The sequence below is a fragment of the Acinetobacter sp. 10FS3-1 genome, assembly GCF_013343215.1.
Classification (GTDB): Bacteria; Pseudomonadota; Gammaproteobacteria; order Pseudomonadales; family Moraxellaceae; genus Acinetobacter; species Acinetobacter lwoffii_C.
The window spans coordinates 1,669,813-1,682,964 of sequence record NZ_CP039143.1 but is presented as its reverse complement, the minus strand read 5'-3'; the positions used below and the strand labels follow the sequence as shown (position 1 = coordinate 1,682,964).

Here is a 13,152-nt window from a genome sequence, read left to right as displayed (position 1 = left end):
GTCGCTATGACCAGAATGGCTCGGTTTTAGTAAACTGTATTAACCGGGCCGCAGCTTCAGCAGACAGGCGTTGTTGTTCAGCTTTAATCCATCCCAGCACAAACCAGGCTTTGGGCTGCTTTTTCACATAGGGAAGGAATAGCTCTTCTGCAACGAACAGATCGTTATAATGTCCTAAACTTTCCTGAACAGGCTTTAATGCTTTGAGATACGCTTTTACTTCCTGCTCGACAAACAGGCTTTGCAAAAACTCAATATTATAGCGTAAACGCTTGACTCGCTTGCGAGTACGATGTCGTGCCTCAATATCCAGCTGTATATAATTGGCTGCATCCTCACAAATTTTGTGGTGCAAGCTGCTGAGACTGGTGCAAAGTGTTTTATGGGAAGATGGATGTGGCTTAAATTTGCGCTGGCTAAAGCCTAAAAGTTCAAGAAACAGCTTTGTAATCGCGGGCTGTTGAAACAGTTGACTGATATTGAACTGCCCTTTAGGAGCAGGAGGTAATACTAAAAGTGGTGAACCGGCTTGTTTTAATTGTGGGAGCAGGCTTCCAGCTAAGGCATCCCGATCGCGGGTAGCGCCTAATTGCTGAAAAATATCCCGCAGCTGATCTTGCCATTCAGCTGGACATTTTTTGGTTTCGGACTGGAAAATTTTTAAGGCACTGCGTAAACGACGGACTGCAACACGTGCCTGATGCACATGGTCGCTATTATAGTGTTCTAGGGCAATTGCCGTTGCATTCGGAAAAAGATGAGTCAGACAGTTTGCTACAATTTTTTGCAGGATTTTAGCAACATCGGTTTCCTCTTCTAAATTGAGTACAACCTGATGCTGAACTGGAAGCTGCTGTTCAGCCTTTAATAGGGCATAACCGCGTTCAGATTTGTTGCGTACATCCAGCCACAACTGATAAGGTTCAACCCAAGTTTCTACACATGCAATCAGTTGATCCAGTGTACCAGTTTTAAGCTCAAATTCGACTTCATAAATATGAGCAATCTGGTCTCCAGAGCGAATTTCTCCAATATCGAAAGCTATTTCTATCTGGCTCTGCTGGTAATTATACTGGATGACCTGACGTTTGACCTCTGTTTCGAATTGGAGCAGTAGGGGAGTATTCAGCTTGCCTATTGCCTGCTTGAGTATTTTTTTGGCCTGCTTATCTTTTTGATATAGATGAAAATTACACGATTCTGGCTGGGTTTCCCCCAGGCAATGTTCCAGTTCAAAACGCTCAAACTCATGCCGCGCAGGTGCCTTTAACGTCTGAAACCATTGTTTATCTTCCAGACGTTGCCGCAGTGCGATTTTATGTTGCTGTAATTGCTGATCGTGAGTATCAAAATATTGGGCATATAGATGATGCCGGGCAGGCGCATACTGCTGAAAATCTTGTTCAAACTGGCTGCGTGTATGTAAAGGGATTTGAAATTTCAATTCAACCTCTGCCATCGGATCACACCTGCACGATGTAACGGGATAGCATTCAATATATCCCAAAGATCCATAGCTGTGTGAGGCACTTCTGCAACAAAAAAGCACGCCGTAGCGTGCTTGAAACTCTTTGATGAGATTTATTTAAGAAATTTGCGACTGACCAGAAACTGTTCGGTCGTTTCTAGCAGCTTTTGTGCATAAACTTCCTGCTTGGCGGTCAGCCAGCCCAGAACAAACCAGTCACTGGCTTCCAGTTCAGTCTGCTGGATATAAAGCGCTGAAGATGCCAGAGTTTGATATTCTTGGGCGGCTTGCTGGGCATCATTCAAAGCCTTGCTGTATTTTTGCAGATTCTTTACATCATAGACATGCGTCAAAATCGGGAAGCTGAATTTCAGTTCCTGAATACGCATCGACAACTGATCCAGACTGTCAAAATCGGCACTATCTGTTTGATTCATTTGTTCTTGCAAGGCTTTATACTGTTGTTGTAGACAGGTTTGTGCTGCAGTTTTCAGATCTGGCCCGGATTTCTGATGGCCGCTTAAACTGAAAATCAGCAATTCCAGATAATGATGCACATTTTGGGTGGATTTCACCAGATGATTCAGTTTCTCCTGAGCATACAGAATATCTTTGGTCAGGTTTTCTGCGGTGGTTGGATTTTGCAGGAAACTGGCCAGCGTGTTTTGCATATGTTGCAAATGCTGTAAATGTTCAAACTGTTTTTTAAATGCTTCCAGCTGATGTGCCCATTTATCCGAAACGCCTGTATGCCAGTCCTTAAACAGTAGCAGACTTAAATGGAGATGATGCAGGGCCTGTTGTGCCTGCTCAATGTGCTCCTGTTCAGCCACATGCGCCGATATGGCCGCAATATTAGGTAAAAGATGCTGCATCTGTTGGGCAATCAGGCTGCATAGATTCTCGCCTGCACTGGATTTTTTGCTCAGCTGAAATTCTTTAGCCTGTGTTGCCGGGCTAACCGTTTGGGCACTGGCCAGGAGATTGCCTATTTCAGCCTTGCTGCGTACATCCAGCCAGAGCTGATATTTTTTGACCCATTCAAAGCTCATAGCCAGCAGGTTTTGCACAGAACCCTGTTTAAGCTCAAACTCGACCTCGTGTACGTCCTGTTCAGCATCTGGCGTGCGGATATGACCAACATCCAGACTGACTTCAATCTGGCTGTCTTCATACTCAATGACACGTAAGGTACGTACAATATCCGTTTCAAACTGAAGTTTTAGATGGTCAAATTGTTGCCCTAGGGCACCCACCAGAATTTCCTGAGCTTCAGGACACTGCTGATAAATACCCAGCTCCAGTTCAGGCGAATGAGCCAGTTCTCCAAAATCATGATTATGCTCAAAGCGTTCGATATGACTTTTGCCAGCTGCTTTTAGAGTCTGGATCCAGCGTGTTCCTTCAAGGCGTTGACGCAATGCCACACCATGCTGAGCTAACTGACGGTCAGCGGTATCATAATATTTGGCCTGAAGCTGGATCTGTTGCGATTTCTTAGGATCAAGTGCCTTGAGCAGGGCTTGACGGCGTGCTGCCGGAATCTGAAACTTGAGTTCAACTTCAACCATGATAATTATCCTGTCTGCTCAGCTATTCAAATAAGACTGAAGCCTGCTTGCTGTAATGAGGTTGCGAAAGATCGCGGAAATATTTTTAGATTTTTAAGCAGCAGATTGTAACCAAATTCAAATCACATGTAAGACTTGACCAAAGGGAAAAAGTGCTGATTAAAGAAATTAATATAAAATTTCATAGGTATATGTTTATTTAATACTAGAAAATTCAGTAATTAATAGACCCAGAATGAGATTGAGACTATAGGATGAACAGTCTTTTAATTGTCCAAATTATGCGCTAATGTTGCAGAAAGACTTCAGGATGATGTTATGAATGCACCGATTCAAGTAGAGCAGGGAAATATAGTTGCGGCGTCTCCGCAAATGCCCATTCGTGATTATCATGAATTTTACCGATTTTATCTGACTGAACATCGCCACATTATGAGCCGTCGTCTGCATATTACGGGAAGCAGTATAGGACTTTATTTTTTTAGCAAGGCGCTTCGTCAGCGTAAGGCCAAATATCTGACTTATGGGCTGCTTTCAGGTTATGCCTGCGCATGGATTGGACATTTTGTTTTTGAAAAAAATAAACCGGCCAGCTTCAAGCAGCCTTTCTACAGCTTTATTTCTGACTGGCGTATGTTTGCTGATGTGTTACGGATGAATATCAGTTTGATTGATACTCAATACGATAAAATTTCTGTTTAATTCATATCCATGTTTTATTGAATAGTGCTTTAATGGATAAGTGCAAACAGATAAAAAGACTTGTAAGCGAAATTTTATTATTTTATTAATCGTGATATGACTTAGTTGAGGTTTTTATCAAGGTAAATTATTCTGAATCAACCAGTTTTCCAAGCCTGGAGCGACCTTCTCCGGGCTTTTTTTATGCCTAAAAATACTGAATCGATCAAGCTGTCGGTGACAGCAATGGGCCAAATTTTTTATACAGCAGATGATTACATAACTTTTCTACTTATAAAAAGACTTTTGAGGTTGGAGAACAAGTCCACTGTCTCCCCTTAGATAAAAATAGATTCAGGCTTTGATATTCAGCGGTTTACTTCACTGAACCACAAAAATAACAACGCTTCGGGCTATAATAGAGCCATTCTATTAGTGGCGAGTACGATGCGCGGTCTATATTTAATTACCAATGATGATGCATTGGAACTTTTATTAGAGAAACTCGAAGCAGCCTTGGCGACAGGCCATATTGCGATCTTGCAATACCGCCGTAAAAAAGTGGCAAAACCGGATCAAGACGCAGAAGTTGAGCTAATAAAAGCGTTAGCAGAGAAATACCGGACACCTTTTGTGATTAATGATGATCTGGCTATGGCAGAAAAATTCGGCTTGGGGGTGCATCTGGGACAGTCGGATGGTGAGATTTCCGACGCTGCTGGACGTTTGCCACATGGCGCAATTATTGGACGTTCATGCAATAATTCAATTGAACTTTCAGACAAAGCGATTGCTGATGGCGCCACTTATGTCGCTTTCGGGGCGATCTATGCCACCGATACCAAACCTGAAGCAGGTAATATCGGGCTTGAAACGCTAAAGCAGGCGAAAGCAAAATATCAGTTGCCGATTTGTGCAATTGGGGGGTTAAGCGTAGAAAACTCTCAGGCCGTGATTGAAGCAGGGGCTGACCTTTGTGCGGTGATCAGTGATATATTAGCCTTAGCGGTTCAAGACATTCCTGCGCGTGTAAATGCGTGGGCTGCATTGTTTGCAGAAACAGTTTAATTTGATTTTTTTTGTTTATATTTCATTTTTTAGTTGAGTGCATCCATGAGCTTATCTCCAAAGCAAGAGCAATTGTTTAAACAGGCCAGTAAACATATTCCAGGCGGCGTGAACTCACCAGTGCGTGCATTTAATAGCGTAGGCGGTACGCCAGTTTTTATTGAGAAGGCGCAAGGGGCTTATCTCTATGATGTCGATGGTAAACGCTATGTAGACTACGTTGGTTCGTGGGGGCCAATGATTTTGGGCCATGCACATCCTGCGATTATTAAGGCTGTACAAGATGCCGCTGTAGACGGCTTGAGCTTTGGTGCGCCGACCGTGCATGAAACGACACTGGCAGATATTATCTGTGACATCATGCCATCAATTGAATTGGTTCGTATGACCAACTCGGGTACTGAAGCGACCATGACTGCGATCCGTCTGGCACGTGGTTATACAGGCCGTGACAAGATTGTCAAATTTGAAGGCTGTTACCATGGTCATTCCGACTCTCTGCTAGTCAAAGCCGGCTCAGGTCTTTTGACTACAGGTGAGGGCGAGGCGACATCGGCAGGTGTGCCGGCTGATTTTGCCAAACATACTTTAACGCTGCCATACAATGATATTGCAACTTTAAAAGAATGCTTTGCCAAGTTCGGTTCTGAAATTGCCGGTGTAATTGTCGAGCCAGTTGCAGGTAATATGAACCTGGTTGCACCCGTTGAAGGATTTTTGCAAGCGATTCGTGACGTGTGTGATGAGCACGGTTCGGTATTTATTATTGATGAAGTCATGACCGGTTTCCGGGTCGGACTAGGCGGTGCACAGGCGCATTATGGGGTTACGCCAGACTTAACGACTCTAGGTAAAATCATTGGGGCTGGTCTGCCAGTGGGTGCTTTTGGTGGTAAACGAGAAGTCATGGAGTGCATCGCACCACTTGGTAAGGTCTATCAGGCAGGCACATTGTCTGGTAACCCGCTGGCAATGCGTGCAGGTATTGAGATGTTTAAACATCTGCGCGAGCCAGGCTTCTATGAAAAACTGACTGCACAACTTGAAAAACTTCTTACAGGCTTGCAAGCGGCAGCAGATGAAGCGGGTATTCCATTCAAGACTCAACAAGTGGGCGGCATGTTCGGTCTGTATTTCACGGATCAGGTAGACATCACCAGTTTTGATTCCATGTTGAAATGTGATGTTGATGCTTTCCGTAAATTCTTCCACGGTATGTTAAAACGTGGAGTAAATCTGGCGCCATCCGCTTTTGAAGCTGGCTTTATTTCAGCAGCACACAGTGATGACGATATTGCCTTTACGCTTCAGGCTGCGGCTGAGACGTTTGCCGAAATGAAAGCCTAAACTTTTTAGTTTTCTGCTATTTATTTAAGCCTGAATTCTTTCGGGCTTTTTTTATAGAGATCTTGAACAAGGAAAAAGAGGGATGCACACCAAACATTATCTGACTTTAAATGATGCCGAATTTTTATTAGATCAGGCATATCAATATGCCATGCAGAACAATTTTAAGGTCAGTATTGCGGTTATGGATGAAACCGGTCATTTGCTGGTAATGAAGCGTATGGATGGCAGTTCACCAATGACTGCAAATCTGGCAATTGAAAAAGCAAAATGCTCAGCCATAAGTGGCCGTCCATCCAAACTATTCGAAGATATGATTAAAGGTGGTCAAATGGGTTTTCTGACTATGGAAAGTTTTTCGGGCATGCTAGAAGGTGGAGAGCCGATTTTATATCAAGGCCAACTGGTGGGGGCGATGGGTGTTTCTGGGGCGAAATCATTTCAGGATACTGAAATAGCACAAATGGCCATTGAGAAGTTTTTGGCCCAGCAAGCGGTGTGACTATTTGAAAATGAGACATTTTTATAATCAGTTGCCCGGATATTGATTAAGAAAATGCATGTCATTTTAAATTTATTTTTATAAATTCATCAGGTCTATATTAATTTTAGGAAATCTTGGGATAAAAATGAAATTACTGCTGAATAATAAAAAATTCATGAATACTAACAATACAGCGAATGGAGAAGTATCCTGTGAAACTATTTTTCACTATCAGCAAGTTGGTAAACAAATAGAAGCTACATATTCTGGAGGTCGGATTATAAGTGGACATTTAATAGGTTTCATGACTTCTGAAAGCACATTTACAATGAGCTACCATCACATAAATGAAAAGAATGAATTACGTGTAGGGCAGTGTAATACTGAGATTGAAATCCAGAATAATGGAAAAATTAAACTCATAGAAAATTGGCAATGGCTTAATGGTGATTGCTCTAAAGGTGAATCATTTCTTTTAGAAATCTAGAGCGTGTCCTCATTTGAAGAATTGGTTTTAAATACTTAAAATCCTCCTTTGAGTTATTTTTATTTCTACATTTTCAATGGCACGCACTCTTCTTACCGATGATATCCGGCAGAAAATTCAAGATACTATGCGATTACATGGTTGCTACTGTTCAAAGAATAGTAGAAATATCATGGAAGCGATCTTATGGAAACTGCGTACAGGCGCCACATGGCGGGATATTCCCCAAGAATTTTGTCCTTGGCAAACTGCTTACAATCGCTTTAATCGTTGGGCAAGCAAGGGATTGTGGGATAAATTTTTTTTAGATTACGAGGCGTCCTGGATCAAGAATGGGTATTCATTGACGGAAGCTACATACGCGTGCATCAACATGCAAGTGGAGCTCGGCATGGTTTCAAAAGAGCAATTGGACAATCACGTGGTGGACGAACAACAAAAATACATCTTGCAACCGACGCGAATGGATTACCGATTGATTTTAAAATCACTGGGGGTGACGTCCACGACAGTCAGGTTGCAAAACAACTGATTGATACTGTAGACGAGGCAACTTATCTTATTGCTGATAAGGGGTATGATGCTGGGCAGATTAGAATATATGCCCAGAATAAGGATATGATTTCCATTATTCCAATGAGATCAAATAGTAAGAGGTCTAATAAGGAGTTTGATAAATATCTATATCAATTAAGACATTTAGTTGAAAATGCATTTGCGAGATTAAAACATTTCCGTGCTATTGCTACCCGATTTGATAAGCTTGCACGAAATTATCATTCTATAATTTACATTTCTTGCATGTTTATTTGGTGTAAAGCCAAATGAGGACACGCCCTAATATGAAGCAGCAAAAATTCTGGCGAAATAGAACTCTCACCTTGTAAATATAGAAGAAGTGTCAACCGGCCTTGATGTTTACTTCAAAATTTTTAGATGGCATCAACCTGACCATTGATTTTATGAATTGGATCAATCACCAGTGCTCTGGAATTGTAAACTTCGTCCATGCGCTAAGTCTGGTTTAATAAGTCCAGTAGCTCATCAGCAGCATTTAAATCATGAGTCTGTCCATCAGCCAGAAGAAATCCTGTTATGCTGCCTCAAATACCGGTAGGGGGATGAATTTCAGTGTGTAAGCCATTTTTAGTACGTATTACGCTTGCTCGTTTTTTCCAGCTCTGTGCTGATGAGTACGTACAGTCGTTGAGTTCAACGTGGCATATTCATTGTCACTATTTATATGACAACATTTCAAATATCCTCTGTCACAGGCCTGCTTTAGCCCCAACGGCTAAAGTGAGTATGCACGACTGACTCTAAAGCAAAACGTTCTGGCCAGTCTCACCACAGCCTAGCTGAGCGACCAGGGAGTGGAATGACCTCAAAAATAGGCAGTTGTCGTTTAAAAATAAATCAGAAAATTAAAGTTCAGCGATAAAAAAAGCATTTGCTTGCGCAAATGCTTTTTTTAAGTGACCTAAGCTGCTTATTGCAGCGGCAGGTGCTGAAGTTCATTAAGTTCTTTACGGCTATAGCCGCGAGAAGCGAGAACCTTTTTGATTCCGATAATAACATCTTCCTCAGTTGCTTTAGATAGTGCTTCAAGAAGCTGTTCATTTGTCTTGCAAGAGCAATCATTTTCAACACAAGCAATTTGATTCTTGTGATCATTCTGTTGTTCATCAGAAAACAACTTTTGCCAAAAACTCATAGAGCCTTCATACACAACCTAACATAGAATGAAATATAGCCAATATAATAAATAAAGCAAGCCAAGCTGTGCGATAAAAGCAGCAAACAGTCGTTTGAATTTCCGATAGACAAGCTGGTTCTCAACGATATTTCTTGATTGAGATCCCTTTTGACTCATGTAAGTACTTAATTTTTAAAATAAAAAATGGAGTCTCTGTAGACTCCATTTGTGTAACTAAAAAATAAATTGAAACAAAGTATTAGCGCTTTTCTAGCAGCACACCCGACTCGATATGATGGGTATAAGGAAACTGATCGAACAGGGCGAATTTGCTAATTTTATGGGTCTGGGTTAATTGTTTTAAATTGTCATGTAATGTGTCCGGATTACATGAAATATAGATAATTCGTTCAAAGTGCTGCAACAGTTTAAGCGTTTCATCATCTATACCAGCACGTGGCGGATCGACAAAAATGGTACTGAAGTCATAGCTTGAAATATCAATTTGGGCTTCCTGCAAGCGGCGGAAAGTACGATCACCCTTATAGGCCTGGGTAAACTCCTCAGCAGACAGGCGAGCCACCTGAATATTATCAATATGGTTCTGTTCGATATTCCATTCAGCGGCATACACAGAAGATTTGGCCAGTTCGGTGGCTAACACACGGCGGAATCTGGTGGAGAGTGGTAGGGTGAAATTGCCATTTCCACAATACAGTTCCAGTAAATCTTTATCAGATTGCTCTGCAGCCTCACATGCCCATTCCAGCATTTTTTGACAAACTTGCGCATTAGGCTGCGTAAAGCTGCTTTCAATCTGCTTATATTGATAACGGCGATCAAATACAGCCAGCTCTTCAATCACGAATTCGTCAGAGAGCACAAACTTTTGTCCACGGCTACGACCGATCAGTTTGATATTGAGTTTTTCAGCCAGTGCTTTTGCCGCAGGTTCCCAGCTTTCATCGAATTTGCGATGATAAATCAGAGACACCAGAACTTCGCCCTTTAAGGTCGCCAGAAAATGCACTTCAAACAGGCGTGTCCCCAGAATTGGATCTGCCTTAAATGCTTGGAGGAGCTGGGGCATTAACTCATTAATGCGCCGATCGACAATTGGGAACGTGTCAATACGGATGACTTTTTTATTATTATTTTCATCTCGTTCAAACATGGCATAAAACAGGTCATCTTCAGTATGCCAGATACGGAATTCAGCACGCATGCGATAGTATTGTTCTGGAGATTCAAATACTTCTAAAGCAGGTGGTTGATACTCGGCAAATTGCGTCCGAATACGTTCAACTTTGGCATCCAGTTGTTGCTGATAAGATGAGGTCATATGCACTAAAACATCGCAAATACTTGAAAGTCGAGATGGTAGCAAAAATTTGCTGATCTGCCTAAGATTATTCAGGCAAACACGGGGAAGGCTGTATAAAAAAGACCGAATCTTCTAAGGGGAGAAACTTGGCCATCAAGAGCAAAAGAAAGACTTGCTTAAAAGGGCTGATTAATCCGACATGGTCATCAGGCTGGTATTACCCGCGTGTCTACAGCTTCGCTGGACATGGCTAAGAAAATAAAAATAACATCTGGTCAGACCCCCCCAATGCAAATATATAGAAGGGTTGTAGTTGCAGCCAGCGATAACGCCGTGGTTCTGATATTTTGTATGCGCGCCTACTAACTCTATGTCCGGCGAGCAGCAACCAGTTCAACCATGCTCCAACAATCAAATCTACCGCAATCCAGACTGCGGATAAACCAGACAGATAAATTGTTCTGGCCGAAAGTGTGGTGACTAGACTGCCCAGATTCCCTCGGCTCAGAATATATTCAGCAAAACTGGAGCTTGCACGCTAGGCATATAAACTGATTGATCCTGGCAATTATCAGTATGAAAGTCATCAGGCTGAAACTTAGAGAAGTTATAGGCAAGCATCCTTAAAAAAAATAAAAACAACATCTGGATGATTTGTGTACCAAAATCATGAGCCAGTGCCGCAAATAAAGTTGAGTGTTTATATTTAGTAACATTTTAGCGGCTTTTGTGTGTATTTATTGTAAATATTTTTGTTTTTGAAAATTTATTTTAAATGCTGAAAAGGCGCTTTCCAAGACTTATTTTGTCTATATTTTGGCTAATGACGGGTATTTTTAAGTGGTATGAAAAAGTTACTGGCTTTTAAGTTTTTTGTTACATAAAATTACAAAGTTAACAAGAAGCTTAAATTAGATATAATTTGTAGCAAATTTTGTTGAAAAAGCCTGCTTTATTCCAGGCCCAGCTACGCATAGTAAATCCGCACCGTAGGGGTGCATCATCGCCAAGAGTAATATTACATGGACAATATGCTTCAACTAGAATCTACCCGGATTGAACAGGATTTATTGGGGAAGAAACACATACCACAGCACAGTTATTATGGAATTCACACTTTACGTGCGCTTGAAAACTTTCAGATTTCAGGATTGGTAGTGGGCCAGGAGTCTCATTTTATTCGTGCTCTGGCACAGGTTAAAAAAGCTGCGGCCCAAAGTAACTTGCATTTTCAGAAAATTTCAAAACAGCAAAGTATTGCTATTCAGCAAGCTTGTGATGAACTGATTCAGCGGCCGCAAGACTGGAAGGCTTCATTTCCACTTGATCCTTATCAGGGCGGTGCGGGTACTTCCGTGAATATGAATGCCAATGAGGTTATTGCCAATCGGGCGCTGGAGCTGATGGGGCATGGTAAAGGAGAGTACCAGCTTCTTCATCCGAATGATCATGTGAATACTTCCCAGTCTACCAATGATGTCTATCCTACGGCTTTGCGTCTGGCCACATATACTCGAATAGATGAGCTCTTAACTGCGCTTAAATCCTTAACTGAGAGCCTATATAGCAAAGCGCTTGAATTTCAGCATGTGATCAAGATGGGGCGTACCCAGTTGCAGGATGCAGTGCCAATGACCATGGAGCAGGAATTCCGGGCTTTTGCAACTTTATTAAAGGAAGATTTTAAGCTGATTGAGCAACTGCGCCAGTTATTGCTTGAGGTGAATCTGGGAGCTACTGCAATTGGAACCGGTGTCAACACGCCTTCAGGTTATGCCAAGCATGTGATCGAAAATTTAGCGAAAATTACAGGCCTGCCTTTAAAACAAGCTGAAGATTATGTAGAAGCCACCAGCGACTGTGGGGCATTTATTATTCTGTCTAGCAGTTTAAAACGTCTGGCGGTGAAACTCTCTAAAATCTGTAATGACTTGCGTCTCTTAAGCTCTGGACCGCGTACAGGTCTGGCGGAAATCCGTTTACCAGAATTACAGGCGGGTTCATCTATTATGCCCGCCAAGGTCAATCCGGTTATTCCAGAAGTCGTTAACCAGATTGCCTTCCGTGTCATTGGGAATGACTTGACCATTACCATGGCAGCAGAAGCAGGCCAATTACAACTCAATGTCATGGAACCTGTGATCGCCATTTCTCTGAATGAATCAATTCAATTGCTCACTCAAGGGATGCAGACCTTACAGCAAAAATGTATTGAAGGCATTGAAGTTAATGAACAGAACTGTCTGGATGCTGTAATGCGCAGTATTGGAATTATCACTCTGCTTGATCCGTTATTGGGACATGCAGCCTGTGATGAAATCGGAAAACAGTGTATCCGTGAAAATAAAACTGTTCCACAAGTTGTATTGGAGCTGGGCCTGTTGACTGAACAGCAGCTGGATGAAATCTTCGCTTTTGAAAATCTGGTTTCAGAAGTACCCAATGAAGTGAGCCCACTAGAACAGGTGTCTTAAAAGTTCTAGGCTTTAATCAAAAAGTACTGATTTTAGCCATTTGCCTCAAATCCTCATGTGGGTTTGGGGCTTTTTCATCTAGACTATATACCGACCTTGAGATGAACTGGAATTGCTGCAAAACATGTTTGATAAAATCACTAAACTCTTTCAATCCAATAAATCTTCTCCAGCACAGCTTTATCTGGAAGAACAGAATATCCAATATGTAGAAGGTACAGGATATATCGTTGATGGAATTCAACTCAATCAGGAACTGGGAGCACGTCTGGAGTATTTATCCAATCGCCGCATGAAAAGTTTTGATGATCTGGCGCAACTTTATTCTAGCGCGATGATTATCAATGAAAAGATTGATCTGGAAATTGCGCATCAGCGCTTTAATCAGCCTCTGGCGAATACCGAAGAAAACCTGCTGCAATTTAAAACAATTGTCAAGAAATTGAATGACTATTATCGTCAGTTTTTACGCGACCAAAAATAGGCTAGCGACACATGAACTTCATACTCTATAGCGGAATGATCAGGACTGCATAAAAATAACGAAAGCGC

At 41.9% G+C, this 13,152-nt stretch carries 12 protein-coding genes and 1 pseudogene; 8 read left to right on the top strand and 5 right to left on the bottom strand.

Annotation, left to right across the window (positions count from 1 at the left end; translation table 11 throughout):
- Positions 1-4 precede the first annotated feature (4 nt).
- Both E5Y90_RS07975 and E5Y90_RS07970 read right to left on the bottom strand, forming a co-directional pair.
- Positions 5-1,459 (bottom strand): CYTH and CHAD domain-containing protein, encoded by a 1,455-nt coding sequence (locus E5Y90_RS07975; protein WP_174659921.1) that lies wholly within the window; start codon positions 1,457-1,459, stop codon positions 5-7.
- 122 nt (positions 1,460-1,581) lie between these two features.
- Positions 1,582-3,039, bottom strand: a complete 1,458-nt coding sequence (locus E5Y90_RS07970; protein ID WP_174659920.1) for an inorganic triphosphatase — start codon at positions 3,037-3,039, stop codon at positions 1,582-1,584.
- A 318-nt stretch (positions 3,040-3,357) separates the two neighbouring features.
- Between E5Y90_RS07970 and E5Y90_RS07965 the strand changes: the two genes are divergently transcribed.
- The 6 genes from E5Y90_RS07965 (at position 3,358) to E5Y90_RS07940 (ending at position 7,934) form a co-directional block, all read left to right on the top strand.
- Positions 3,358-3,741, top strand: coding sequence for a DUF962 domain-containing protein (locus tag E5Y90_RS07965; protein WP_174659919.1), 384 nt, complete (start codon positions 3,358-3,360; stop codon positions 3,739-3,741).
- A 426-nt stretch (positions 3,742-4,167) separates the two neighbouring features.
- Positions 4,168-4,788, top strand: coding sequence for a thiamine phosphate synthase (gene thiE / locus E5Y90_RS07960; RefSeq protein ID WP_174659918.1), 621 nt, complete (start codon positions 4,168-4,170; stop codon positions 4,786-4,788).
- A gap of 45 nt (positions 4,789-4,833) precedes the next feature.
- Positions 4,834-6,135 (top strand): glutamate-1-semialdehyde 2,1-aminomutase, encoded by a 1,302-nt coding sequence (gene hemL / locus E5Y90_RS07955; protein ID WP_151204580.1) that lies wholly within the window; start codon positions 4,834-4,836, stop codon positions 6,133-6,135.
- 82 nt (positions 6,136-6,217) lie between these two features.
- Entirely contained in the window at positions 6,218-6,637 is a 420-nt protein-coding gene (locus tag E5Y90_RS07950) for a GlcG/HbpS family heme-binding protein (protein WP_174659917.1), read from the top strand.
- Between the two features lie 127 nt (positions 6,638-6,764).
- On the top strand, positions 6,765-7,106 hold the full coding sequence (locus E5Y90_RS07945) for a hypothetical protein (RefSeq protein ID WP_174659916.1): 342 nt from the start codon (positions 6,765-6,767) through the stop codon (positions 7,104-7,106).
- 76 nt (positions 7,107-7,182) lie between these two features.
- Positions 7,183-7,934 (top strand): IS5 family transposase gene (locus E5Y90_RS07940; RefSeq protein ID WP_416377162.1). Its coding sequence is split into 2 segments (ribosomal slippage): positions 7,183-7,417 and positions 7,417-7,934, totalling 753 coding nucleotides; the frame shifts between segments, so codons are not numbered across the junction.
- A gap of 661 nt (positions 7,935-8,595) precedes the next feature.
- Here E5Y90_RS07940 and E5Y90_RS07935 read toward each other — a convergent pair.
- The 3 genes and pseudogenes from E5Y90_RS07935 to E5Y90_RS17475 all read right to left on the bottom strand — a co-directional run.
- A complete protein-coding gene (locus E5Y90_RS07935; protein ID WP_151203942.1) occupies positions 8,596-8,820 on the bottom strand; it encodes a hypothetical protein in 225 nt (74 codons plus the stop codon).
- 241 nt (positions 8,821-9,061) lie between these two features.
- On the bottom strand, positions 9,062-10,144 hold the full coding sequence (gene trmA / locus E5Y90_RS07930) for a tRNA (uridine(54)-C5)-methyltransferase TrmA (RefSeq protein WP_174659915.1): 1,083 nt from the start codon (positions 10,142-10,144) through the stop codon (positions 9,062-9,064).
- Positions 10,145-10,499: 355 nt separating this feature from the next.
- Positions 10,500-10,713: pseudogene (locus E5Y90_RS17475) on the bottom strand (sodium:proline symporter); the annotation flags it as partial.
- Between the two features lie 435 nt (positions 10,714-11,148).
- On the opposite strand from E5Y90_RS17475, the gene aspA reads away from it, so the two are divergent.
- Positions 11,149-12,600 (top strand): aspartate ammonia-lyase, encoded by a 1,452-nt coding sequence (aspA, locus tag E5Y90_RS07925; RefSeq protein WP_174659914.1) that lies wholly within the window; start codon positions 11,149-11,151, stop codon positions 12,598-12,600.
- Positions 12,601-12,724: 124 nt separating this feature from the next.
- Positions 12,725-13,084: a hypothetical protein gene (locus E5Y90_RS07920; protein ID WP_174659913.1), complete on the top strand. Its 360-nt coding sequence runs from the start codon at positions 12,725-12,727 to the stop codon at positions 13,082-13,084.
- The last annotated feature ends 68 nt before the right edge of the window (positions 13,085-13,152 follow it).

Bases quoted from the DNA above. Each gene is read 5' to 3' on its own strand.
- E5Y90_RS07975 (WP_174659921.1), bottom strand. From the start codon at position 1,459: ATGGCAGAGGTTGAATTGAAATTTCAAATCCCTTTACATACACGCAGC.
- E5Y90_RS07970 (WP_174659920.1), bottom strand. From the start codon at position 3,039: ATGGTTGAAGTTGAACTCAAGTTTCAGATTCCGGCAGCACGCCGTCAA.
- E5Y90_RS07965 (WP_174659919.1), top strand. From the start codon at position 3,358: ATGAATGCACCGATTCAAGTAGAGCAGGGAAATATAGTTGCGGCGTCT.
- thiE (WP_174659918.1), top strand. From the start codon at position 4,168: ATGCGCGGTCTATATTTAATTACCAATGATGATGCATTGGAACTTTTA.
- hemL (WP_151204580.1), top strand. From the start codon at position 4,834: ATGAGCTTATCTCCAAAGCAAGAGCAATTGTTTAAACAGGCCAGTAAA.
- E5Y90_RS07950 (WP_174659917.1), top strand. From the start codon at position 6,218: ATGCACACCAAACATTATCTGACTTTAAATGATGCCGAATTTTTATTA.
- E5Y90_RS07945 (WP_174659916.1), top strand. From the start codon at position 6,765: ATGAAATTACTGCTGAATAATAAAAAATTCATGAATACTAACAATACA.
- E5Y90_RS07935 (WP_151203942.1), bottom strand. From the start codon at position 8,820: ATGAGTTTTTGGCAAAAGTTGTTTTCTGATGAACAACAGAATGATCAC.
- trmA (WP_174659915.1), bottom strand. From the start codon at position 10,144: ATGACCTCATCTTATCAGCAACAACTGGATGCCAAAGTTGAACGTATT.
- aspA (WP_174659914.1), top strand. From the start codon at position 11,149: ATGGACAATATGCTTCAACTAGAATCTACCCGGATTGAACAGGATTTA.
- E5Y90_RS07920 (WP_174659913.1), top strand. From the start codon at position 12,725: ATGTTTGATAAAATCACTAAACTCTTTCAATCCAATAAATCTTCTCCA.